Genomic DNA, 22,865 nt, shown 5'->3' with positions numbered 1-22,865 from the left:
ACCCCGGGGCCCGGGGACCCGTAGCCCCACAACCCCGGTATCTCCGGAATCCCGACGTACAGATACCGGGGTCACCGGTGGGAGGAGAGGACCCTACACCCACGCCCGGTCCAGCAGCTCCTCCACTGCGGCCACCGACAGCAGCCCGTGCTGCGGCGGCAGCTCGAGACGCAGGCGGGGGAGCACCGGGTGGTCGGCCACCACCTGGAAGCCGGCGGACTCGAGCACGGCCACGGACATGAGCCCGATCTCCGAGGCGGAGCGCAGGATGGAACCGACAGGCCCCTCGAGGAGTTCGTCGACGTCGGCCCGCGAGAAGAAGTCCTGGCGCCAGCCGAAAGCCTCGACGGCGGGAACGTCGGCGTCGACGAGTTGCATGATGGCGGCGTCGAGAAGCACGGCCTCGAGGCCCACCCCGGCAAAACCGGGGTCGATGAACAGGGACGTGAGCACCTCCGCGTCCTCGGAGACGGGGGCGGTGGGCAGTTGGGCGCAGCCGGGGGCGGCGTCGCGGGAGCACCACAGGACGGTGGCGACGGCGCGGGCCGCCGTACTGCGCTCCAGGGAGAGGCCGCAGCAGCCGTAGTCGAGGAGGGTGGTGGTCAGCCAGGCCTCCTTCTCGAAGGCCGGGTCACCGGAATCCTGGACGAGGGACGCCGCCTCCGCGTCGAGTTCCCAGAAGATGGAGCGGCCGGCCTGCGGGTGGATGCGGCCCATCGTCTCCGGGCTCAGTGGGATGAGTGTCGCGAACACGGCCCGGCTCCGGCTAGCGGCCCTCGATGAGCCCGAGGATGCGTTCGAAATCCTCCTGGTCGCCGAACTCGACGACCATGCGGCCCTTGCCGCGGCCCATGGTGACGGTGACCTTCGTGTCCCAGGTGTCGCCGAGGCGGGTGGCGGCGTGGGAGAACAGCTCGGGCTGCGCAACGGGCTCAGCCTTGCGGCGCTCGGGCTCGTCACCCCGGTTGAGCAGGGTGACGGCCTCCTCGGTGGCGCGGACGGACAGGCCCTCGGCGACGACGCGGTCGGCGAGCTCCTCCATGCCGTCGACCTTGAGGCCCAGCAGGGCGCGGGCGTGCCCGGCGGAGAGTACCCCGGCGGCGACGCGGCGCTGCACGGGGACCGGCAGGGCGAGGAGGCGGATGGTGTTGGTGATCACCGGGCGGGAGCGGCCGAGGCGGTCGGCGAGCTCGGCCTGGGTGACGTCGAACTCCTCGAGGAGCTGCTGGTAGGCGGCGGCCTCCTCCAGCGGGTTGAGCTGGACGCGGTGGATGTTCTCCAGGAGGGCGTCGCGGAGCATGTCGCCGTCATCGGTGCTGCGGATGATGGCGGGGATGTGGGTGAGGCCGGCGCGTCCGGCGGCCCGCCAGCGGCGCTCGCCCATGACGAGCTCGTAGCCGTCGTCGACGGTGCGGACGACGATGGGCTGCATGAGCCCGAACTCGCGGATGGAATGGACGAGTTCGCCGAGGGCCTCCTCGTCGAAGACGGTGCGCGGCTGGTGCGGGTTGGGGGAGATCTCGCCGATGGGGATCTCCCGGTAGGTGGCACCCACCTCGGCGGGCACGTCCGCGGGGGTCGGCCCGCTGCCCGGCAGCCCCGGCTTGGGGGCGCCCTTGACCTGGCGTTCCTGGGCGCGTGCGCCCTTGGTGCCGCCGAGGATGACGTCGGCTGCGCCGTCGCCCAGGCGCGGGGAGGACGGGGTGGGGCCGGAGGGGATCAGGGCGGCGAGGCCGCGACCGAGTCCGCCCTTACGAGTTTCCTGGTTCAATGTCGCCTACCTTTCTGATTCGAGCTGCTGAGCGGTTTCGGGGCTGACCCCGATGGGGCCGGTGGATTCGGCGGGCTGGTAGTCACCGCGGGTGGCGAACTCGCGGGCCGCGTGGAGGTAGGCCACCGCACCGCGGGAGGTGGGGTCGTAGTTGAGCACCGTCTGGCCGTAGCCGGGTGCCTCGGAGACCTTCACCGACCGCGGGATGACGTGCCCGAGGACGACGTCGCCGAAGTGCGCACGGACCTCGGTGGCGACCTGCTCGGCGAGCTTCGTGCGGGCGTCGTACATGGTCAGCAGGATGGCGGAGATGTGGAGACTGGTGTTGAGGTGCTGCCGGATCATGGAGATGTTGTTGAGCAGCTGGCCCACGCCCTCGAGCGCGTAGTACTCGCACTGGATGGGGATGAGGACCTCGTCGACGGCGGTCATCGCGTTGATGGTGAGCAGGCCCAGCGAGGGCGGGCAGTCGATGATGACGTAGTCGAAGCCCTGCTCGGCGAGGAATCCGGAGCCGCGCAGCGCGTCGTGGAGGCGGTACTCGCGGCGCACGAGGGAGACGAGTTCGATCTCCGCGCCGGCCAGGTCGATGGTGGCGGGGATGCAGAACAGGTTCTCGTGGGCGGTGGAGGGCTGGAGTGCCTGCTCCGCGGTGGTCTCGCCGATGAGGAGTTCGTAGCTGGAGAGCGTGCCGGAGGTGTGCTCGGCGCCGAGGGCGGTGGAGGCGTTGCCCTGCGGGTCGAGGTCGACGACGAGGACCTTCGCTCCGAGCATCGCGAGACCAGCGGCAAGGTTGACGGAGCTGGTGGTCTTGCCGACGCCGCCCTTCTGGTTGGCGACCGTGATCAGACGCGGCGCTTCCGGCTTCGGCAACTGGTCAACCATGGATTCCGACCTGACCTCTTCCTCAACTCAACAATGTAACTGTCTAGCCTTCCCCACCTTAGTGCACGCGGGGGACACGGATGATCGTCGTGGGCTCCGCGAGGTGGGCGTCGCCGACCGTGCTTATCGACGCCCGCCCGCCCCCGGCCTTCCTGATGAGCGCGGCATCGCGCTCCAGCTCCTCCGCCACGGAGGAGCCCTTCATGGCGATCATCTCGCCGCCCCGACGCACGAGGGGGAGCGACCAGCCGGCGAGCTTGCCCAGCGGGGCGACGGCGCGGGAGGTGACGATGTCCACGCCACCGTCGAGAGCCTCCCGGACCTGCTTCTCCTCGGCGCGGCCGCGGATGACCGTGACGTTCGGCAGGCCGAGGGCGTCGACGACCTCCTGCAGGTACACCGAGCGCTTGAGCAGCGGCTCGATGAGGGTGATGTCGAGGTCGGGGCGGGCGATGGCCAGCGGGATGCCCGGCAGACCGGCGCCGGAGCCGACGTCGGCGACGCGGGCCCCGTGCTCCATGACCTCGCCGATGACGGCGCAGTTGAGGATGTGGCGGTCCCACAGGCGGTCGACCTCACGGGGTCCGATGAAGCCGCGGGTGGAGCCGTAAGTGGCCAGGGACTCGTGGTACGCCTCGGCGAGGGGCAGTCGCGCGCCGAAGACGGCCTCGGCCTGTGCGGGGGTCTCACTCATGTCTCATAACGATACAGCCACCGTGAACCGGGGGTTCACGGTGGCTGCGGGGGCTGCGGGGGGACGTCGGGAAGCGGGGGTTACTTCTTCTTCCGCTTCTTCTTGGCGCCGGCCCGGGCGCCGGGGGCCGGGGCGGTGGTGCGCTTGAGGGCCTTGCGGGCCTCCTCCTCGGCCTCCTCCTCGCGGTCCATCTGGGCGAAGAGGACACGCTGCTGGAAGAAGGTCCACACGTTGTTGGACATCATGTAGAACAGCAGGCCGATGTGCCACAGGAAGCCGGTGAACAGGATGGTGGCGGGCATGACCCACAGCATCATCTTGTTCATCATGCCCATCTGCATGGCCATCATGTCGGCGTTGTCACCGGACGGGGCGGCCTGCTTGCCGGAGGCGATGCGGGCCTTCTGACGGTCGATGGACATACGCGCGTTGAAGTGGGTCGCCACGGCGATGATGATCGCCAGCGGCGCCGCCACCATGATGATGTCGGTGCGCGTGAAGTCGACCGGCTGGAACGCCTGGTACATGTCCTGCGGCATGGAGATGTAGGAGGACAGCGGGACGCCGAAGAAACGGGCGTCGATGAAGGACTGGACCTCGTCCACACCGAAGATGTAGTTCGGGGTGTTGTAGTTCTCCTCGATGGACAGGCCCAGCTGGCCGACACCCTCACCGGTGCGGTTGAAGGAGCGCAGCACGTGGAACAGGCCGATGAACACCGGGATCTGCACCAGCATCGGCAGACAGCCGAGCAGCGGGTTGACGCCCATCTCCTTCTGGAGCTTGCGCGTCTCCTCCATCATCTTCTGCTGGTCGTTCTTGTACTTGTTGCGGATCTCAGCCATCTTCGGCTGCATTTCCTGCATCTTGCGGCCCGAGCGCAGCTGGTTCTGGGTCGGCTTGAACATGATCGCCTTGATGGTGAACGTGAGGAACACGATCGCCAGCACCCAGGTGATGCCGAGGTCCGGGTCGAGCACGAAGCTGAAGACCTTGTGCCAGAACCACAGGATGGCCGAGATCGGCCAGTAGATGAAGTTGAGCACTGTGTGTCAGGACTCCTTGATATCGGTTTTTTCGGGGACGGGGTCATACCCGCCCGGATGCCATGGACCGCACTTGCTCAGTCGGGCCAGTGCCATCACCGACCCCTTCCACGCCCCGTGTCCACGGACGGCGCCGAGCGCATAGGAGCTGCAGGTCGGTTCAAAACGGCAGGACGACCCCATCTTAAGGGGCGAGATGTTTTTTTGGTAGAACAGCACCGCCGCCTCCAGGGCCCGCGCGGCGGGGGAGAGCCTACTCATGCAGGGCCCCCAGGCGACGCAAGGCCTTGCGCAGGTCACGCTCCAGATCCGCGGACGACGCCCCACCGGAGGCGGGCAGCGCCCGGACGACGATGTCGACGGTGGGCGGGAGGGCGTCGAAAAGCGAGGCCAAGACGTGGCGAAGCCGCCGGGAGGTACGGTGCCGGAGCACCGCGTTCCCGACGGCCTTGGAGACGATGAGCCCGACGCGGGGGCCGCCCTGGTGGGCTGGTGTGGCTCCGGCGTCGGGCTCATTGAGATGAACCACTACGGTGCGGCTACCGGCGCGGCGTCCACGCTTGATCGTCCGGCTGAAGTCAGTCGGCGACGTGAACTTGTGCTGCTTCGGAAGCACCGGTGGTGCGAATTAAGCGGTCAGCTTGGCGCGGCCCTTACGGCGACGCGCCGAGACGATGGCGCGACCTGCACGGGTGCGCATACGGGTACGGAAGCCGTGCACGCGTGCGCGACGACGGTTGTTCGGCTGGAACGTCCGCTTGCCCTTTGCCACGGTTGTTCTCCTTGCGTTGTGACGCGGTCGCCCCGTACGGGACCGGCGAGACCGCTGAAGTTTCTATTACAAACTGAGATGTGCTGCGTCCGCACTGACGCGCGGCGGGTGCCGCGGCCCGGTGATCCGGTGCCGACGCTGCTCTCACACACATCCGCCGGCGCAGTCCCGTGTCGGGCGCATCCGGCGGTGTGACAGACCATCACAGACTACGCGAGGGGACACCTCTCGAACAAATTGACTCACCCGGCGTGTCGCGGCCCCCGCCGCGGGTGCCCCTGAAATGACAACCCTGTGATTTTTGGCTGCTCACCGGGGTGTTTGCCCGTTTCCCCAGCAGTCTGCGATGCCGTCGCGAGGCGCCGCAGGCCGGGCGGCGGCGTTCGATGATCCGATTATGGACACCACGTCGCGGAGTTGGGTAACAATGGAGGAACTCACACAACATCACAGAGCGTTCATCACCACCCCTGTGGATAACTGTCAATCTCAGGTTGAGGGTTGGGCAGGGAGGTGACATTTCCGCAGGTGAGGGAGGCGCTGTAGGCGAATCGTTTTATCCACAGGTTATAGACTAGGCTGTGGAAAGATTCTCTCGGCAGATTCTCCACACCTGTGGATAACTCTGTGGATGGCGAGGTCGCGGCCATAATCCCCCTGGGGGAGGCCCTGTGAACAGCTGCGGTGCACGATCTCACGCCAGGCCCCACCCACCCCACCGCAGAAGCATTCGGCGTGCCCGGATGTGCCCGTTATTGTCCGGAATGAAAAAGGAGCAGCCTCACGTGGCGGATCAGCAACAGTCACTTGCCGAAACCTGGCAGGAGATCAAGGCGGAGCTCCTCAACCAGTCCGAGCGCCCCGACTCGAGCATCCCCACCTTCACGCACCAGCAGCGGGCCTTCCTCGGACTCGTCCAGCCCATCGTGCTCGTCGACGGGTACGCCGTCCTGGCCACCCCGCACGCCATGGCCAAACAGGTCATCGAGGACGATTTCGGCCCCCACATCGTGAAGGTGCTCACCGAACGCACCGGCCGCCCCTGCAGCCTCGCCGTCTCCGTCGAACCGGCCGCCATGCCCGCACCACAGACACCACAGCCGCCGATCCAGACCAGCGTGCCCGGGGTCCAGGAGCAGCTCGGCTGGGACACCACGCACACCCCGCCGCCGGCGCCCGCTCCGGCTGCCCCCACCCAGACCTATGTGCAGCCGCTCCAGCAGGTGCAGGCGCCGCAGCCGCAGCCCTCGGCCCCCGTCTATCACCAGTCCCAGCGCCTGCCGCGCGAGACCCCGGCGCACGACCCGAACCGCGAGAAGTCCCTCAACCCGAAGTACACCTTCGAGAACTTCGTCATCGGTTCCTCCAACCGTTTCGCCAACGGCGCCGCGGTGGCCGTCGCGGAGAACCCGGCCCGCGCCTACAACCCCCTGTTCATCTGGGGTGGTTCCGGACTCGGTAAGACGCACCTGCTCCACGCGGCCGGCAACTACGCCCAGGTGTTGCAGCCGGGGCTGCGCGTGAAGTACGTCTCCAGTGAGGAATTCACCAACGACTACATCAACTCCGTGCGCGATGACCGCCAGGAGTCCTTCAAGCGCCGCTACCGCAACCTCGACATCCTGATGGTCGACGACATCCAGTTCCTCGAGGGCAAGGAGGGTACGCAGGAGGAGTTCTTCCACACGTTCAACGCCCTCCACCAGGCGGACAAGCAGATCATCCTGTCCTCCGACCGCCCGCCGAAGCAGCTGACCACGCTGGAGGACCGCCTGCGCACCCGTTTCGAGGGCGGCCTCATCACCGACATCCAGCCGCCGGACCTCGAGACCCGCATCGCCATCCTGGAGAAGAAGGCCCAGGCCGACGGCACCCACGTCGACCGTGGTGTGCTCGAACTCATCGCCTCGCGTTTCGAGTCCTCCATCCGCGAATTGGAGGGCGCGCTCATCCGCGTGTCGGCCTACTCCTCGCTCATCGACGAGCCCATCAACCAGGAGATGGCCGAGATCGCCCTGCGCGACATCCTCCCGGACTCCGCCGACATCGAGATCACCGCGTCGACGATCATGGAGGTCACCGCCGACTACTTCGGCATCACCCTGGACACCCTGACCGGTGCCGGCAAGACCCGCGCCGTGGCGCACGCCCGCCAGCTGGCCATGTACCTGTGCCGCGAGCTCACCGACCTCTCCCTGCCGAAGATCGGCAACGAGTTCGGCGGCAAGGACCACACCACCGTGATGTACGCCGACCGGAAGATCCGCAAGGAGATGACCGAGAAGCGCGACACCTACGATGAGATCCAGGCGCTCACGCAGCTGGTGAAGAACCGCGGCCGCGGCTGACACCCCCGCTTATCGACGACCCGTCACCCACCGTTTCCGGTGGGCGACGGGTTGTTCTTCTTTCCGGCTCCGCAACCCCGGGGGCGCTACCCCGAGATCACGTCGATACCGGGTTGGCTGGGCTCCCCGACCACGGGACCCGGGGTGGTAATCCCGGGGTTCCCTCAGCTCAGGAGTTGTCCACAGCGTTATCCACACCTGTGTAATTACAGCAATGTAACTCAGAGAGATTAGTCACAGAGTGACCGGGGTCACACCGTCCGAACGCCCTGTGGATAACCGCGTTTTCCCTGTTGAGAAGCGGTGGATGAATGCCCACACCGCTGTGGATGGATTCGCACCCCGCAGAGTTATCCACAATTGCCCAGAGTTATCCACACGTTGTCCACACCCCGAATCACATGAACGATTCGCTCGGCTACCTTGAGATTCAGCCCCTCATCCACAGGTTGCACAGGACCTACTGTTACTCCTGTCTTTAATACTTGTAATTCCTAGAGAAGAAAGAGGATGTGGGGAGAACGGTCGTCGCCTCCGGGCCGGGGAGCCCGGGACGGGCGGCGGAGCGAATGACAAGAGTTCGATCACCCGGGGCAGTCAGGTACGTTGGAGTTTGTTATTCAGGGGTCCGCGACGGCGGATCACAATTTTTTCAAGGAGCCCGCAAGCATGGAGTCACAAGCAGTGTCGTTCCGGGTGGTCAGGGATGATCTGGCCCACGCCGTCGCATGGGTCGCCAGGAGCCTGCCCACCAAGGTGACGCAGCCGGTCCTGCGCGCCATGCTCATCACTGCGGATGACAACGGTCTCGAGTTCGCCGGCTTCGACTACGAGGTCTCCACCAAGGTCCGCGTCGCCGCGGAGATCGGGGACCAGGGCCGCATCGCGGTGGCGGGCAAGCTCATCGCGGAGATCGTCAGCAACCTGCCGAACAAGCCGGTGGAGCTGCGGGTCGACGGGTCCAAGGCTCTGCTGTCGTGTGGTTCCTCCCGCTTCGAGCTCCCGCTCATCCCGCTGGACGACTACCCGCAGATCCCGACGCTGCCGGAGGTCACCGGCACCATCAACCCGGAGCTGTTCAACGAGGCCGTGACCCAGGTGGCCACCGCCGCCGGCAAGGACGACACCCTGCCGATGCTCACCGGCGTGCACATGGAGGTCGCCGGTAACCAGGTGAAGCTGGCCGCCACGGACCGTTTCCGTCTGGCGCTGCGCACCTTCGAGTGGGATCCGGCGTCCCCGGATGTGCAGGCGAAGCTGCTGGTTCCGGCCAAGACCCTGCTGGACAACGCCCGCAGCCTCGACACCACCAACCCGGTGGAGATCGCCGTGGGCACCGGCGAACAGATCGGCGCGGCCGGCCTGTTCGGCATCCACACCGACTCCCGGGAGACCACCGCCCGCATGCTCGACGCGGACTTCCCGAACATCCAGCCGCTGCTGCCGAAGACGCACACCTCCATCGCCAGCGTCGAGATCGCCCCGCTGCAGGAGGCCATCCGTCGCGTCAGCCTGGTCACCGAGCGCAACGCGCAGATCCGCATGCAGTTCACCGACGGGGAGCTCATCCTCTCCGCCGGCGGCATGGACTCCGGCCACGCCGAGGAGCGCCTGCCCTGCGCGTTCACCGGCAAGGATGAGCTGGTCATCGCCTTCAACCCCGGCTACCTGCGGGACGGTCTGGGCGTCATCAACACCTCCCGCGTGGTGTTCGGCTTCACTGAGCCGTCCCGCCCGGCGATCCTCGTCCCGGAGCCGGCGGAGCTGCCGGAGGCCGACGCGGACGGCACGTTCCCGACCCCGGAGACCGAGTTCACCTACCTGCTCATGCCGGTGCGCCTGCCCGGATAGGGGTGCGCCATCTACATCAGAACGCTGGACCTGCGGGATTTCCGCAGTTGGCCGGAGCTGACGCTCGAGCTCGAGCCGGGGATCACCCTGTTCGTGGGGCGCAACGGCTTCGGTAAGACGAACATCATCGAGGCGGTGGGGTACACCGCCCACCTGTCCAGTCACCGCGTGTCGCAGGATGCGCCGCTGGTGCGGCAGGGGGCGGCGAACGCCCGCATCTCGACGACCGCCGTCAACCAGGGTCGCGAGCTCACGACACATCTGCTCATCAAGCCGCACGCCGCGAACCAGGCGCAGATCAACCGCACCCGCCTCAACTCCCCGCGGGAGCTGCTCGGCGTCGTGCGCACCGTGTTGTTCGCACCGGAGGATCTGGCGCTCATCAAGGGGGAACCGGCGGAGCGCCGCCGTTACCTGGACGACATCATCGCCACCCGCAGCCCGCGGCTGGCCGGGGTGAAGGCGGACTACGACAAGGTGCTCCGCCAGCGCAACGCCCTGCTCAAGTCGGCGAACTCGGCGCTGCGCCGCGGCTACCGTGACGATGACGGCGCCAGCGCCCTGGCCACGCTCGACGTGTGGGACGGGCAGCTCGCGGCGCACGGTTCCCAGGTCATCGCCGCCCGCCTGGCGCTCATCGCCGAGCTCAAAGACCTCATCGCGGACGCCTACGCGGGGATCGCCCCGGAGTCGCGCCCGGTCGGGGTGGAGTACAAGGGGACGGTGGCGTCGATAAGCGCGGAACCGGAGGTTCTCGAGGCCGAGATGCTGGCCGAGCTCGGCCGGGGACGCACCCGCGAGATCGAACGCGGGATGTCGCTGGTCGGGCCGCACCGCGACGATCTGCTGCTCAACCTGGGGCAGGCGCCGGCGAAGGGGTTCGCCTCCCACGGGGAGACGTGGAGTTACGCGATCGCGCTGCGGCTCGCGGAGTTCACGCTGCTGCGGCGCGACGGGACGGATCCGGTGCTCATTCTCGACGATGTCTTCGCCGAACTCGACGCCAAGCGGCGGGAGAAGCTGGTTACCCTGGCCGCGGATGCGGAGCAGGTGCTCATCACCGCGGCCGTCGACGGGGATCTGCCCGTCAACATCACCGAGCACGCCACGAAGTACGTCGTCACGGTGCGGGACACCGACGAGGGCAGGATCAGTGAGATCCGGTGACTGAGCAGGATCCGGTCCAGGCCGCCTTCGAGGCGATGCAGAAGGCCGCAAAGCAGCGCGGTTCCACGCCGCTGCCGCCGCGGAAACCGCAGAAGAAGACCACTCCGCCGCGGATCGGCCGGCCCACCGGCAAGGACGGGCGGCGGAGGCGGCGACCCCTGGACGTCGACACGTTCGGTGCGCTGCTGGGCACGGAGATCTCGCGGCGCGGCTGGGAGAAGGACATCGCCGGCGGCTGGGTGTTCGGCAACTGGGATGAACTGGTGGGGCCGAAGATCGCCCAGCACACCACGGTGGAGATGGTGAAGGACAGGAAACTGTTCATCACGTGCGACTCCACCGCCTGGGCGACGAACCTGCGGATGATGCAGCGGCAGATTCTGCAGGTGATCGCGGAGAAGGTGGGGCCCAACATCATCACGGAGCTGAAGATCTTCGGACCGAAGGCACCGAGCTGGCGGAAGGGGCCGCTCCATGTCAAGGGTCGCGGCCCGCGCGACACGTACGGATAAAAGGTACAGCGTCAAAAACGCACGAGAATGCCTCTGAGACGCGCGTGACCCCTTCCCTGGTAGTGACCCCCGCAGTGTAGACTGGTGAGGTCTGATAACAATCTAGCGAGGAGAACTCGTTTCACGTGGCTAACGCTGAACACAATTACGACGCGTCATCGATCACGATTCTCGAGGGTCTCGAAGCTGTCCGCAAGCGCCCCGGCATGTACATCGGTTCGACGGGCCCGCGCGGTCTGCATCACCTGGTGTGGGAGGTCGTCGACAACTCTGTCGATGAGGCCATGGCCGGCTACGCCTCCAAGGTCGAGGTGACCCTGCTGGCCGACGGTGGCGTGCAGGTCGTCGACGACGGCCGCGGCATCCCCGTCGAGATGCACCCCTCCGGTGCGCCGACCGTCCAGGTCGTCATGACCCAGCTGCACGCCGGCGGCAAGTTCGACTCGGACTCCTACGCGGTGTCCGGTGGTCTGCACGGCGTCGGCATCTCCGTGGTCAACGCCCTGTCGACGCACGTCGAGGCGGACATCAAGCGCGACGGCAAGCACTGGATCCAGAACTTCAACAACTCCGTCCCGGAGGAGCTCGTCGAGGGCGGCAATGCCCGCGGCACCGGCACCACCATCCGGTTCTGGCCGGACGCCGAGATCTTCGAGACCACCGAGTTCGACTACGACACCATCTCGCGTCGTCTGCAGGAGATGGCCTTCCTCAACAAGGGCCTGACCATCACCCTCAAGGACGAGCGCGTCACCGAGGAGCAGCTCGAGCTCGAGGCCATCGCGGAGGAGGGTGACACCGCCCAGCTCGTCGACGGCCCGTCCTTCGACGACACCGAGGTCGAGGAGGCCGCCGCCGGCGAGGCCCCGAAGACGCCGAAGAAGCGCGAGAAGAAGATCACGTACCACTACCCGGAGGGCCTGGTCGACTACGTCAACCACCTCAACAAGGGCAAGAACGTCATCCACCCCTCGATCGTCGGCTTCGACGCCAAGGGCGAGGGCCACGAGGTGGAGATCGCCATGCAGTGGAACTCCGGTTACAAGGAGTCCGTCCACACCTTCGCCAACACCATCAACACGCACGAGGGTGGTACGCACGAGGAGGGCTTCCGCTCCGCGCTGACCTCCCTGATGAACAAGTACGCCCGCGAGCACAAGCTCATCAAGGACAAGGACCCGAACCTCACCGGCGAGGACTGCCGTGAGGGGCTGGCCGCCGTCGTCTCCGTCCGCGTGGCCGACCCGCAGTTCGAGGGCCAGACGAAGACGAAGCTGGGCAACACGGAGATCCGTTCCTTCGTGCAGCGCATGGCCAACGAGCACGTGGCCATGTGGCTCGACGCCAACCCGGCGGAGGCCAAGGCCATCGTCAACAAGGCTGTCGCGTCCTCCCAGGCCCGTATCGCTGCCCGTAAGGCCCGTGAGCTGGTGCGCCGCAAGTCCGCCACCGACCTCGGCGGCCTGCCCGGCAAGCTGGCCGACTGCCGCTCCAAGGACCCGTCCGTCTCCGAGCTCTACATCGTGGAGGGTGACTCGGCAGGTGGTTCCGCCAAGGCCGGCCGTGACTCGCTGTACCAGGCGATCCTGCCCCTGCGCGGCAAGATCCTCAACGTGGAGAAGGCCCGCCTCGACCGCGTGCTGAAGAACGCCGAGGTCCAGGCCATCATCACCGCCCTGGGTACCGGTATCAACGAGGAGTTCGACATCTCGAAGCTCCGCTACCACAAGATCGTGCTCATGGCCGACGCCGACGTCGACGGCCAGCACATCGCCACCCTGCTGCTCACCCTGCTGTTCCGCTTCATGCCGGACCTCGTCGCCGAGGGCCACGTCTACCTCGCGAACCCGCCGCTGTACAAGCTCAAGTGGGGCAAGGGTGACCCCGGTTTCGCCTACTCCGACGAGGAGCGTGATCAGCTGCTCGAGGAGGGCCTGGCCGCCGGCCGCAAGATCAACAAGGACGACGGTATCCAGCGCTACAAGGGTCTCGGCGAGATGAACCCGAACGAGCTGTGGGAGACCACCCTCGATCCGACGGTGCGCATCCTGCGCCGCGTCGACCTCGAGGACGCCCAGCGCGCCGACGAGCTCTTCTCCATCCTCATGGGCGATGACGTCGCGGCCCGCCGCTCCTTCATCACCCGCAAGGCGAAGGACGTCCGCTTCCTGGACGTCTAGACTCCCGCTTATCGACGCCCCCACGGCCCGCTCCGGCGGGCCGTTCGGCGTTTCAGGGGTGTCAGGGCAGTGCGGGGACGTCGATCTCGAGCACCTGGCCCATGCCGATCCATCCGACCCACGGATCCTCGTGGAGGACGACGGGGGAGTGGACGTGCCCCATGAGGCATGCGCTGTAGCCCCGGGAGAGCAGGTGTTCGGTGGTGGTGGGCAGGCAGGGGTTGTTGGTGTACTGGCCCTCCACCTCGGTGTGGAGGACGCCGACGTGGCCGGGCTCGAAGACCTCCGGCAGGTCCGCGAGGGTCTCCCGGGGATCCGGGTCCTGCGTGACGTTGACGGCGTGGAACACCAGTGGGACGCCCGGGACAGTGAGCTTCTCGACGCCCCCGCCCACCGGCCGGTACACGTTGTCCAGGGTGGGGAACCGCGAGATCATCCCGGAACCGACGTCGTGGTTCCCCCATACGTGGACAAGCGGGGTCCCGAGCTCCCCGGTGATGAACTCGAACAGTGCGATCCCGTCGTCCAGGTCCGCCTTCGTGGCCTTCTTCTTGTCCAGCAGATCGCCGGTGAAGATGACGACGTCGGCGTCCGCGGCGACGTCGGCAAGCGCCTCCCGGGCCCACTGCACCCCGGGAGCCTTCCTGCGGCCGAGGTGGAGATCAGCGAAGACCGCGAGACGAACCGTCCGCATCGATCAGGGCATGTGCTTCTGCAGGATGCGGCCGAGCTCGGGGATCTCCGGCTCGATGAGCTTGGCGGCCTTGCCGCGCAGCCCGTTGTAGGCCTTCGCCAGCGGGGCGACGGAGATGGATTCGGCGTTGCGGTCCGCGATGGCCATGAGCGAATCGACGACCTGGGGTCCGCGGCCGGCGAGGAAGGTGCCGAAGTCGGTGGCCGCCTCGTCCGCGCGGAAGGCCTGCCAGTGCGGCTGGAGGTCGCCGAGAACGTCCGGGAGCATGCGGTTGATGCCCTTGGGTACGATGTCGCCGTCGACCTTCCTGGCGGCCGCCACAGCGGCCTTGATGGCGGTGCCCGTGAGGCCGGACTGCTTGGCGACGGTCGCGTCAGCGAAGCCCGCCAGATCGGCGACCACGGCGTCGCGCTTGTCGGCGGTGAGGAGCTGGGAGAGATCAGTCATGCGCTCAAGCCTAAAGGAAAAGAGCGATCACCATGGTTGAACTCATCCGGAGTGAACCGGGTGGGAACAACGACGGGGATCGCTACCGTGTTGCAGTTCTTCCGCCACAGTCTTCCGTTCGTCACATCCGTAACTTGAGATAACTGCAACCACAACGGTTACAAACATTACACACTTGAAGCGGTGCCCGCCAACGAAAACGGCGGGCAATAATACTCGCCGTGTCATTCACCCATTTCCACCTGCTGACATGCGAAAACCGCCCCTGCACCGGGTGGTGCGGGAGCGGTTTCAGCGGTTACTCAGTCAGCGGCGACTATGCGCGGCGACGCAGAACCAGCAGAGCGCCGGCGGCGATGGCAGCCAGGCCAGCAGCCAGAGCGATCAGGGTGCCCTGAACGCCGGTGTTGGCGAGCTGCTGCTGTGCGGCCGGAGCCGGAGCGGCCTGCTGTGCGGCGGGAGCAGCCTTGGCCGGGGCAGCTGCCGGGGCGTTGGCGGCCTGAGCCTGGGCGACAGCCTTCGAATCCTGACCGCCGACCGGACCGGTGGCCGGCTGCTGGTCGGTGGCCTTCGAATCCGGGGAGTCGACCGGGCCCTGTGCCGGGCCCTCGGAGTCATCGCCTCCGTTACCGGTACCAGCGCCGTTGTCGCCACCGTTTCCGTTGTCCTGGTCAGAGGAGCCGGAGGACAGGTCGGCGGAACCCGGGCCGGAGCCGTCGCCATCCGGGATGGCGGAGGAGCCGCCGGAGCTCAGCAGAGCGGAGCCGGCCAGTGCGGACAGGCCGAGCAGTGCGGAGCCTGCAGCGTCGGAGGAGCCGTCGCCGTTGCCGTTGTCGTCGCCGCCGTTGTTGTTGTCGTCGCCGCCGTTGTTGTTGTCGTCGCCGCCGTTGTTGTTGTCGTCGCCGCCGTTGTTGTCGTCGCCGCCGTTGTTGTCGTCGCCGCCGTTGTTGTCGTCGCCGCCGTTGTTGTCGTCGCCGCCGTTGTTGTTGTCGTCGTCGCCGTTGTTGTTGTCGTCGTCGCCGTTGTTGTTGTCGTCGTCGCCGTTGTTGTTGTCGTCGTCGCCGTTGTTGTTGTCGTCGTCGCCGTTGCCCGGATCAGTCTCCTTGCCCTTCACGATGATGATGCACTCAACTGCCTGAGCCCAGTTGGCACTTTTGTCACTTTCCGGGTCCCAGTTGTCGGGATCCTGACCGAAGTTCTTGTGGAAGAAGTAGATCGAGTAAGACTTATCCTCTTCATCAGCCTTGGGAGCGGTGAAGGTCGATGGGGGATCCGTCGGGTTCAGGCCGAAGTTACGGAAGGGAGTGGTTTCGTGGTAGTTGTTGCCTCCCCAAAATACGAAAGTGAGCGTTTCATCGGGGTCAGCAATAATCACGGACTTGTCAGTGCCGTAGCCAGTGTTGCACTGACTCGGGTTGATGGTCTGATCTGCAGCTGCCTGCGGAACGATGACAGCAGAAGCTGCCAGAGCGGTGCCCGCGACGATGCCGGCGATGCGCTTGTTGAACATGTTCTTTCCTTCTTGTGTGGAGTGAAATGAACTTGGGGACAGATCGCCGGGAAAAGGTCCATAGGCAGCGACCACAACCTGTTGCCACAAGTGATGCGGCAACTGTTTGCGCTAGGAACGATAATCGACGGTCAGCGGTTTATCGACCTGTTCACCGGGAAAAGACAGAATCGACAATTAGGTACGATCAAGGTGGCCACTTTCGGGGGTACAATCTCTCAGATTGGCATCGAAATACTTAGAAATACCTAATGAGGTGATGCCTCAAGAGGCTGAAGTTGCAGCTGTTAACTACTGAGGTTTGAATGACATAAAGGTGTCCACCGTTACGAATGGAGTATTTGGTATAGCCTTCCACAGGCTTCCCCAAACTCCCGGTTGTGGTCACTCATGGGCTCGAGCCGGGTGACAGCCTCCGCAAGAGCGCGTCCCGATGCGGCGACTCCCTCGTGTACAGGAATGCCCGCGATGCGCGCCCCGGGGACTGCAGCCGCGGCGACAAGGGCGCCGAAGTCACGGATCTGCACGCGGTGGGTCGCGCAGAACTCGTCGGCGATGAGCAACAACTGCTCCGGGGTGAGGGCGGGCGTCATCCGCGGGTTCTCCGGATCCGGGACTCCAGTTCGGCGTGACCGGGGATGACATCGCGGGCGAGGTCGGCGACGGCGGCGTCGTTAAGCAGTCTCGCGGCGGCGGTGACGATCGCGCGTACCGCGGCTTCGTGCTTGCTGGATCCCTGCGCCTCCGCGAGGAGGGTGAGTGCGCGGTCCTGGTCGGGCGACAGTCGTAGGGTCATGGCCATGCCCCAATTGATAGCAGAGTGATAGCACCGAGACGTCGATATGTGGCGCACACGGCTTCAGAAAGCCAAAAGGGTAGGATCAAGGGGTATTTAAGCTCCTAGACAGATAGGTGATCATGAGCGACGACACCACGCAGGGTGGCGGCGACCTCTTCGACCGCATCCTCCCCATCGACATCAATGAGGAGATGCAGACCAGCTACATCGACTACGCGATGTCCGTCATCGTCGGTCGTGCGCTGCCGGAGGTCCGGGACGGGATGAAGCCCGTCCACCGCCGCATCATGTACGCGATGTTCGACTCCGGCTACCGCCCGGAGCGCGGCTACGTGAAGTCCGCCCGCCCCGTCTCCGACACGATGGGTCAGTTCCACCCCCACGGCGACACCGCCATCTACGACACCCTGGTGCGCCTCGCCCAGCCGTGGAACATGCGCTACCCGCTGGTCGACGGCCAGGGTAACTTCGGCTCCCGCGGCAACGACGGCCCGGCCGCCATGCGTTACACCGAGTGCAAGATGACGCCACTGGCCATGGAGATGGTCCGCGACATCCGCGAGAACACCGTCGACTTCTCCCCGAACTACGACGGCAAGACCCGCGAGCCGGACGTCCTGCCGGCGCGCGTGCCGAACCTGCTCATGAACGGCTCCGGCGGTATCGCGGTCGGTATGGCGACGAACATTCCGCCGCACAACCTGGGCGAACTCGCCGACGCGATCTACTGGCTGCTCAGCAACCCGGAGGCCGACGAGAAGGAGGCCCTCGAGGCGTGCATGAACTACGTCAAGGGCCCCGATTTCCCGACCGCGGGTCTCATCGTCGGTGACCAGGGCATCAAGGACGCCTACACCACCGGCCGCGGCTCCGTCCGCATGCGCGGCGTCACCTCGATCGAGGAGGCGGGCAACCGTCAGACCATCGTGATCACCGAGCTGCCGTACCAGGTCAACCCGGACAACATGGTCGCCAACATCGCCGAGCAGGTCGCCGCCGGCAAGCTCGCCGGCATCTCGCGTATCGACGACGAGTCCTCCGACCGCGTCGGCCTCCGCATCGTCATCACCCTCAAGCGTGACGCCGTGCCGCGCGTGGTGCTCAACAACCTGTACAAGCACTCCCAGCTGCAGTCGAACTTCAGCGCCAACATGCTGTGCATCGTCGACGGCGTGCCGCGCACCCTGCGCCTCGACCAGATGCTGCGCTACTACGTCGCCCACCAGATCGACGTCATCGTGCGCCGCACCCAGTTCCGCCTGGACGAGAAGGAGGAGCGCGCCCACATCCTCCGCGGCCTGGTCAAGGCCCTCGACATGCTCGACGAGGTCATCGCCCTCATCCGCCGCTCGCCCACCGTTGAGGAGGCCCGCAGCGGCCTCATGTCGCTTCTCGACGTCGACGAGATCCAGGCCGACGCCATCCTCGCGATGCAGCTGCGCCGCCTGGCCGCCCTCGAGCGCCAGAAGATCGTCGACGAGCTCGCCGAGATCGAGCTCGAGATCGCGGACCTCAAGGACATCCTGGCCAAGCCCGAGCGCCAGCGCGCGATCGTCCGCGAGGAGCTCGAGGAGATCGTCCGCAAGTACGGCGACGACCGCCGCACCCAGATCATCGCCGCCACCGGCGACGTCTCCGAGGAAGACCTCATCGCCCGCGAGAACGTCGTGGTCACCATCACCTCCACCGGCTACGCCAAGCGCACCAAGGTCGACGCCTACAAGTCGCAGAAGCGCGGCGGCAAGGGGGTCCGCGGCGCGGAGCTCAAGCAGGACGACGTGGTCCGCCACTTCTTCGTCTCCTCCACGCACGACTGGATCCTCTTCTTCACCAACTTCGGCCGCGTCTACCGCCTCAAGGCCTACGAGCTGCCGGAGGCCTCGCGTACCGCCCGCGGCCAGCACGTGGCCAACCTGCTGGAGTTCCAGCCGGAGGAGCGCATCGCCCAGGTCATCCAGATCCACACCTACGAGGACGCCCCCTACCTGGTCCTGGCCACCGCCCAGGGCCGCGTGAAGAAGTCCCGCCTCACCGACTACGAGTCGGCGCGCTCCGCCGGCCTCATCGCCATCAACCTCAACGAGGGTGACCGCCTCATCGGCGCGGCCCTGTGCTCGGACGACGACGACCTGCTCCTCGTCTCCCAGTACGGCCAGTCCATCCGCTTCACCGCCGATGACGACCAGCTCCGCCCCATGGGGCGCGCCACCGCCGGCGTCAAGGGTATGCGCTTCCGTGGCAACGACCAGCTGCTCGCGATGTGCGTCGTCCGCGACGGCGACTACCTGCTCGTGGCCACCTCCGGCGGCTACGGCAAGCGCACCCCGATGGAGGACTACAACTCCCAGGGCCGCGGTGGCCTCGGCGTGGTGACCTTCAAGTACACCCCGAAGCGCGGCCACCTCATCGGTGCCCTCGCCGTCGACGAGGACGACGAGATCTTCGCCATCACCTCCGCCGGTGGCGTCATCCGCACCGAGGTCAACCAGATCCGCCCCTCCTCCCGCGCCACCATGGGCGTCCGCCTGGTCAACCTGCCCGGCGACGTCGAACTGCTGGCCATCGACAAGAACGTCGAGGAGGAGGGCGAGGAAGAGGCCGAGGCAGTCGCCAAGGGCAACGTCGCCGGCCCGACCGAGCGCGCCCAGCAGAAGATCGTCGACGAGGGCATCCAGTCCGTCGACGAGCCGGCTGACTACGAGTCTGAGGACTCTGAGGACTCTGACTCTGAGGACGAGGAGTAGATCATGGCCAGCCGCAACCTCGCGATCACCCGCATCTCACCGCTGTCGGCCTTCCGCGTGGGCCTGGCCATGTCCCTCGTGGGCCTGGTCGCCTGGCTCATCGCCGTGGCCCTGCTCTACGTGGGTGTCGACGCCGCCGGCATCTGGGACCAGCTCAACTCCCTGCTCGGTGACATCGGTGGCGAACAGACGGTGACCTTCGGTCTCGTCATGTCCGTCGCGGCCCTGCTCGGCGCCATCAGCGCCATCCTCACGTCCATCCTCGCCCCGCTCGCCGCCGTGGTCTACAACTCCGTTGTCGAACTCTTCGGCGGCCTGCAGGTGGGCACCCAGGAGGAAGCCTCCTAGGACGCTTACCGACGCTCGCCTGGTCCCCCATTTATCCCGGGTGACCAGGCGATTTGTCTTTATGCGTGCGTACTGGTTAAAGTTATCAACGTTCCAAGGGCCTATAGCTCAGTCGGTTAGAGCGCATCGCTGATAACGATGAGGTCGCAAGTTCGATTCTTGCTAGGCCCACCAGGAACAATGGGGCATTAGCTCAATTGGTAGAGCATCTGCTTTGCAAGCAGAAGGTCAGGAGTTCGATTCTCCTATGCTCCACAGCTCAGAACCCGCCACCGGATCTCATCCGGGAGGCGGGTTCTTCTGTTGTCGGGGTACGTGTGCAGCAACCCCGGTATCCCTACCACGGGGCCCGGGGAACCTGGAGGCCTCAACCCCGGTATCGCGGAGATCCCGGGGTAGTGATCCCGGGGTCGCCCTGTGGCCGGGGGTGAACCTTGCGATCTTTGCGGGGGTGGTGGGGGACCTCGGGCGTCGATAAGCAGCCCTCCTGTAACAGAAATCACAAATTGCCAACCTTGCGACGGCAATCACTGCTACGGTGAATTTAAATCACCCGCGCGAATGTAATTGGAGGCAGTCATGACCATCCACCACCGGATCGTCATCATCGGCGGCGGAAACGCCGGCATCAGCGTCGCAGCACGTCTGCGCAACAAGGGCGAGTCGGACATCGCCGTCATCGAGCCCAAGGACAAGCACTACTACCAGCCGCTGTGGACCATGATCGGCGGTGGCCAGGGCAGGATCGAGTCGACCGAGCGCGACCAGGCGTCCGTCATGCCGCAGGGCGTCGCCTGGATCAAGGGCGCGGCGGAGGGCGTCGACCCGGAGAGCAACGTCGTGCAGCTCGTCGACGGCACCTCCGTCTCCTACGACTTCCTCGTGGTGTGCCCGGGCATCCAGCTCGACTGGGACAAGACGCCGGGCCTGCCGGAAGCACTGGAGACCCCGGGGGTGTCCAGCAACTACCGTTTCGATCTCGCCCCGAAGACGTGGGAGATGATCCAGCGCACCCGCAGCGGCACCGCCGTGTTCACCATGCCGAGCGACCCGATCAAGTGCGGCGGCGCTCCGCAGAAGATCTGCTACCTGGCGGCCGACTACTGGCGCCAGGAGGGCGTGCTGGACGACATCCACGTCATCCTCGTGCTGCCCAGCCCCGGCATGTTCGGCGTCAAGGTGTTCTCCGACGAACTGGAGAAGGTCGCCGAGGATTACGGCATCGACGTGCGCTTCAGCTCCGAGATGACGGCCATCGACGGGGCGTCGAAGACGGTGACCATCCGCAACAACGCCTCCGGCGAGGAGGAGCAGATCCACTACGACATGCTCCACGCCGTGCCGAAGCAGTCCGCCCCGGACTGGGTGAAGAACTCCCCGCTGGCCGACCCGGACAACCCGCTGGGCTACGTTCAGGTCGATCCGGGCACGCTGCAGCATGTCCGGTACCCGAACGTCTTCTCGCTGGGTGACGCGTCGAGCTGCCCGAACTCGAAGACGGGTGCGGCCATCCGTAAGCAGGCACCGGTGCTGGTGAAGAACCTGCTGGCGGCGATGAAGGGGCAGTCCCTGGCGCCGGACTACGAGGGCTACGCCTCGTGCCCGCTGGTCACCTCGCGGAAGTCGGTGCTGCTGGCGGAGTTCAACTACCAGATGGAGCCGACGCCGTCGATCCCCGTCATCGACACGAAGAAGCCGCGTTTCGACATGTGGCTGCTCAAGCGCTACGGCCTGCCGTTCATGTACTGGAACCTCATCCTCAAGGGCCGCGCCTGACCGGGACGTTTTCAATAACGTTTCATTAAGCTAGCCTGGGGTCATGGCACACGATCATGACCACGGGCACGCGCCCCTGCGCGCACTCGGCATCGCCGTCGGCATCACCGGCACGGTGTTCCTCGCCGAGCTCATCGGCGGACTCGTGTCCGGCTCGCTGGCGTTGCTTTCCGACGCCATGCACATGCTCTCCGACGCCGCCGGCCTCATCATCGCCCTGCTCGCGGCGGTGGTGGGGAAGCGGGCGGCGTCGGCAAGCGCGACCTTCGGGTACCGCCGCGTCGAGGTCCTCGCGGCCCTGCTCAACGCCCTCGTCGTGACCGGCGTGGTGGTGTGGATCCTCGTGCAGGCCCTCGGGCGCCTCGGCGGGCACCACGACATCGACACCACGCTCATGCTCGGGGTCGCCGTCGTCGGCCTGGTGGCCAACGCGGCGTCGGCGTGGGTGCTCTCCCGGCACCGCGAGGACAACCTCAACGTCCGCGGCGCGTTCCTCCACGTCATCGCCGACATGCTCGGCTCGGTGGCGGTCATCATCGCCGCCCTGGTCATCCGGTTCACCGGCTGGGCGCACGCCGACACCGTGGCCTCCCTGGCCATCGTCGCGTTCGTCCTGCCTCGGGCGCTCAGCCTGCTGTGGCAGACGCTGGGGGTGCTCATGGAGAAGGCGCCGCGGGGCGTCGATACGCGGGAAGTGGAACGCGCACTCACCCGGCTCCCGGGTGTGATCGCCGTCCACGACCTGCACGTCTGGTCCACCGACGGGCAGACCCCGCTCGCCACGGCCCACCTCGTCGTCGATGAGGCGTGCGTGCCGGCGGGGGAGTGTGGGGTGCTCGGGTCGGCGCAGGAGGCGCTGCGCGGGTTGCACATCGAGCATTCGACGATCCAGCTCGAACACCCCGGGCACGTCGAGCACGAGGCGGTGTGCCGGGGTCAGTAGAAGGCCACCTCGGCGCCCCCGTACTCCACGACGGTGTAACCCCCGGTCTCGGTGGCGGCGAACTGCAGGCCCCGACCGTGCTCGCGATCCTCCGCCACCCAGAAGGACACCCCGAAGCGCCAGGGTTCCGGGGGTTCGGACAGCACGCACACGCTGGTCAGCTCGGGTGCCTCACCGTCCGGAAACTCCTCCCGGATCCGCTCCCGCGCCACCGCCAACCACCCCGGGGCCTTATCGAGAGCGTCAGCGATGCGCGCCGTCATCTCCGGTGACAGGGGAGCGTAAGCCGCGTCGAGGTCATCGGAGAGGACGAGGCGGACCTGCCCCTCGCCCGGAATCTCGACGAGCGTCTCGAAATCCTGGAACTCGAAGCTCATG

At 66.4% G+C, this 22,865-nt stretch carries 22 protein-coding genes and 2 tRNA genes; 11 read left to right on the top strand and 13 right to left on the bottom strand.

Going from position 1 to position 22,865, the window contains the following annotated elements; translation table 11 throughout:
* Positions 1 to 93: 93 nt before the first annotated feature.
* The 8 genes from B9Y70_RS04555 to rpmH form a co-directional block, all read right to left on the bottom strand.
* A complete protein-coding gene (locus B9Y70_RS04555) occupies positions 94 to 717 on the bottom strand; it encodes a hypothetical protein (protein ID WP_085549159.1) in 624 nt (207 codons plus the stop codon).
* A gap of 49 nt (positions 718 to 766) precedes the next feature.
* Positions 767 to 1,771: a ParB/RepB/Spo0J family partition protein gene (locus tag B9Y70_RS04550; RefSeq protein ID WP_085549064.1), complete on the bottom strand. Its 1,005-nt coding sequence runs from the start codon at positions 1,769 to 1,771 to the stop codon at positions 767 to 769.
* Positions 1,772 to 1,777: 6 nt separating this feature from the next.
* A complete protein-coding gene (locus B9Y70_RS04545) occupies positions 1,778 to 2,656 on the bottom strand; it encodes a ParA family protein (protein WP_085549063.1) in 879 nt (292 codons plus the stop codon).
* A gap of 58 nt (positions 2,657 to 2,714) precedes the next feature.
* Entirely contained in the window at positions 2,715 to 3,350 is a 636-nt protein-coding gene (rsmG, locus tag B9Y70_RS04540) for a 16S rRNA (guanine(527)-N(7))-methyltransferase RsmG (RefSeq protein WP_085549062.1), read from the bottom strand.
* An 80-nt stretch (positions 3,351 to 3,430) separates the two neighbouring features.
* A complete protein-coding gene (yidC, locus tag B9Y70_RS04535; protein WP_085549061.1) occupies positions 3,431 to 4,396 on the bottom strand; it encodes a membrane protein insertase YidC in 966 nt (321 codons plus the stop codon).
* A 6-nt stretch (positions 4,397 to 4,402) separates the two neighbouring features.
* Complete coding sequence (gene yidD / locus B9Y70_RS04530; protein WP_085549060.1) at positions 4,403 to 4,657, bottom strand: membrane protein insertion efficiency factor YidD; 255 nt, start codon at positions 4,655 to 4,657, stop codon at positions 4,403 to 4,405.
* On the bottom strand, positions 4,650 to 5,012 hold the full coding sequence (rnpA, locus tag B9Y70_RS04525; protein WP_085549059.1) for a ribonuclease P protein component: 363 nt from the start codon (positions 5,010 to 5,012) through the stop codon (positions 4,650 to 4,652). Before rnpA ends, yidD begins: the two co-directional genes overlap by 8 nt.
* Before the next feature lie 12 nt (positions 5,013 to 5,024).
* A complete protein-coding gene (gene rpmH, locus B9Y70_RS04520; RefSeq protein WP_015402223.1) occupies positions 5,025 to 5,168 on the bottom strand; it encodes a 50S ribosomal protein L34 in 144 nt (47 codons plus the stop codon).
* A gap of 785 nt (positions 5,169 to 5,953) precedes the next feature.
* On the opposite strand from rpmH, the gene dnaA reads away from it, so the two are divergent.
* The 5 genes from dnaA (at position 5,954) to gyrB (ending at position 13,226) form a co-directional block, all read left to right on the top strand.
* Positions 5,954 to 7,516 (top strand): chromosomal replication initiator protein DnaA, encoded by a 1,563-nt coding sequence (gene dnaA / locus B9Y70_RS04515; RefSeq protein ID WP_085549058.1) that lies wholly within the window; start codon positions 5,954 to 5,956, stop codon positions 7,514 to 7,516.
* 669 nt (positions 7,517 to 8,185) lie between these two features.
* The gene (gene dnaN, locus B9Y70_RS04510; RefSeq protein WP_085549057.1) at positions 8,186 to 9,367 is read left to right on the top strand and encodes a DNA polymerase III subunit beta; all 1,182 of its coding nucleotides are present in this window, start codon (positions 8,186 to 8,188) and stop codon (positions 9,365 to 9,367) included.
* Between the two features lie 9 nt (positions 9,368 to 9,376).
* Entirely contained in the window at positions 9,377 to 10,534 is a 1,158-nt protein-coding gene (gene recF / locus B9Y70_RS04505) for a DNA replication/repair protein RecF (RefSeq protein ID WP_085549056.1), read from the top strand.
* Positions 10,531 to 11,046: a DciA family protein gene (locus B9Y70_RS04500; protein WP_143337517.1), complete on the top strand. Its 516-nt coding sequence runs from the start codon at positions 10,531 to 10,533 to the stop codon at positions 11,044 to 11,046. Before recF ends, B9Y70_RS04500 begins: the two co-directional genes overlap by 4 nt.
* 125 nt (positions 11,047 to 11,171) lie before the next feature.
* Positions 11,172 to 13,226 (top strand): DNA topoisomerase (ATP-hydrolyzing) subunit B, encoded by a 2,055-nt coding sequence (gene gyrB / locus B9Y70_RS04495; protein ID WP_085549055.1) that lies wholly within the window; start codon positions 11,172 to 11,174, stop codon positions 13,224 to 13,226.
* A 61-nt stretch (positions 13,227 to 13,287) separates the two neighbouring features.
* Here gyrB and B9Y70_RS04490 read toward each other — a convergent pair whose 3' ends face one another.
* From B9Y70_RS04490 to B9Y70_RS04470, 4 genes are all read right to left on the bottom strand, one after another.
* Positions 13,288 to 13,920, bottom strand: coding sequence for a metallophosphoesterase (locus B9Y70_RS04490; RefSeq protein ID WP_085549054.1), 633 nt, complete (start codon positions 13,918 to 13,920; stop codon positions 13,288 to 13,290).
* Between the two features lie 3 nt (positions 13,921 to 13,923).
* On the bottom strand, positions 13,924 to 14,367 hold the full coding sequence (locus B9Y70_RS04485) for a DUF6918 family protein (protein ID WP_085549053.1): 444 nt from the start codon (positions 14,365 to 14,367) through the stop codon (positions 13,924 to 13,926).
* A gap of 316 nt (positions 14,368 to 14,683) precedes the next feature.
* Complete coding sequence (locus tag B9Y70_RS12910) at positions 14,684 to 15,877, bottom strand: LPXTG cell wall anchor domain-containing protein (protein WP_085549052.1); 1,194 nt, start codon at positions 15,875 to 15,877, stop codon at positions 14,684 to 14,686.
* A 589-nt stretch (positions 15,878 to 16,466) separates the two neighbouring features.
* Positions 16,467 to 16,679: a CopG family transcriptional regulator gene (locus B9Y70_RS04470; RefSeq protein WP_085549050.1), complete on the bottom strand. Its 213-nt coding sequence runs from the start codon at positions 16,677 to 16,679 to the stop codon at positions 16,467 to 16,469.
* 116 nt (positions 16,680 to 16,795) lie between these two features.
* Here B9Y70_RS04470 and gyrA point away from each other — a divergent pair, with 116 nt between their 5' ends.
* The 6 genes from gyrA (at position 16,796) to B9Y70_RS04440 (ending at position 22,487) form a co-directional block, all read left to right on the top strand.
* Positions 16,796 to 19,420, top strand: coding sequence for a DNA gyrase subunit A (gene gyrA / locus B9Y70_RS04465; RefSeq protein ID WP_085549157.1), 2,625 nt, complete (start codon positions 16,796 to 16,798; stop codon positions 19,418 to 19,420).
* Between the two features lie 3 nt (positions 19,421 to 19,423).
* Positions 19,424 to 19,768, top strand: a complete 345-nt coding sequence (locus tag B9Y70_RS04460; protein ID WP_085549049.1) for a DUF3566 domain-containing protein — start codon at positions 19,424 to 19,426, stop codon at positions 19,766 to 19,768.
* Positions 19,769 to 19,865: 97 nt separating this feature from the next.
* Positions 19,866 to 19,942 (top strand) — tRNA-Ile (locus B9Y70_RS04455).
* Positions 19,943 to 19,950: 8 nt separating this feature from the next.
* A tRNA-Ala gene (locus B9Y70_RS04450) sits at positions 19,951 to 20,023 on the top strand.
* A 324-nt stretch (positions 20,024 to 20,347) separates the two neighbouring features.
* Entirely contained in the window at positions 20,348 to 21,544 is a 1,197-nt protein-coding gene (locus tag B9Y70_RS04445) for an NAD(P)/FAD-dependent oxidoreductase (RefSeq protein WP_085549048.1), read from the top strand.
* Positions 21,545 to 21,587: 43 nt separating this feature from the next.
* On the top strand, positions 21,588 to 22,487 hold the full coding sequence (locus tag B9Y70_RS04440; protein WP_085549047.1) for a cation diffusion facilitator family transporter: 900 nt from the start codon (positions 21,588 to 21,590) through the stop codon (positions 22,485 to 22,487).
* Here B9Y70_RS04440 and B9Y70_RS04435 read toward each other — a convergent pair.
* Positions 22,481 to 22,864, bottom strand: coding sequence for a hypothetical protein (locus tag B9Y70_RS04435; RefSeq protein WP_085549046.1), 384 nt, complete (start codon positions 22,862 to 22,864; stop codon positions 22,481 to 22,483). The genes B9Y70_RS04440 and B9Y70_RS04435 overlap by 7 nt on opposite strands.
* Between the last annotated feature and the right edge of the window lies 1 nt (position 22,865).

It is taken from the genome of Corynebacterium pollutisoli (assembly GCF_900177745.1).
GTDB lineage: Bacteria > Actinomycetota > Actinomycetes > Mycobacteriales > Mycobacteriaceae > Corynebacterium > Corynebacterium pollutisoli.
Note: the sequence above shows the minus strand (reverse complement) of the source record. Positions and strands in the feature narration are given on the sequence as shown.

Coding starts and splice junctions, on each gene's coding strand:
- B9Y70_RS04490 (WP_085549054.1), bottom strand. CDS start 13,920: ATGCGGACGGTTCGTCTCGCGGTCTTCGCTGATCTCCACCTCGGCCGC.
- gyrA (WP_085549157.1), top strand. CDS start 16,796: ATGAGCGACGACACCACGCAGGGTGGCGGCGACCTCTTCGACCGCATC.
- B9Y70_RS04485 (WP_085549053.1), bottom strand. CDS start 14,367: ATGACTGATCTCTCCCAGCTCCTCACCGCCGACAAGCGCGACGCCGTG.
- B9Y70_RS04445 (WP_085549048.1), top strand. CDS start 20,348: ATGACCATCCACCACCGGATCGTCATCATCGGCGGCGGAAACGCCGGC.
- rsmG (WP_085549062.1), bottom strand. CDS start 3,350: ATGAGTGAGACCCCCGCACAGGCCGAGGCCGTCTTCGGCGCGCGACTG.
- B9Y70_RS12910 (WP_085549052.1), bottom strand. CDS start 15,877: ATGTTCAACAAGCGCATCGCCGGCATCGTCGCGGGCACCGCTCTGGCA.
- B9Y70_RS04460 (WP_085549049.1), top strand. CDS start 19,424: ATGGCCAGCCGCAACCTCGCGATCACCCGCATCTCACCGCTGTCGGCC.
- B9Y70_RS04435 (WP_085549046.1), bottom strand. CDS start 22,864: ATGAGCTTCGAGTTCCAGGATTTCGAGACGCTCGTCGAGATTCCGGGC.
- dnaN (WP_085549057.1), top strand. CDS start 8,186: ATGGAGTCACAAGCAGTGTCGTTCCGGGTGGTCAGGGATGATCTGGCC.
- B9Y70_RS04470 (WP_085549050.1), bottom strand. CDS start 16,679: ATGGCCATGACCCTACGACTGTCGCCCGACCAGGACCGCGCACTCACC.
- B9Y70_RS04555 (WP_085549159.1), bottom strand. CDS start 717: ATGGGCCGCATCCACCCGCAGGCCGGCCGCTCCATCTTCTGGGAACTC.
- B9Y70_RS04440 (WP_085549047.1), top strand. CDS start 21,588: ATGGCACACGATCATGACCACGGGCACGCGCCCCTGCGCGCACTCGGC.
- B9Y70_RS04545 (WP_085549063.1), bottom strand. CDS start 2,656: ATGGTTGACCAGTTGCCGAAGCCGGAAGCGCCGCGTCTGATCACGGTC.
- yidD (WP_085549060.1), bottom strand. CDS start 4,657: ATGAGTAGGCTCTCCCCCGCCGCGCGGGCCCTGGAGGCGGCGGTGCTG.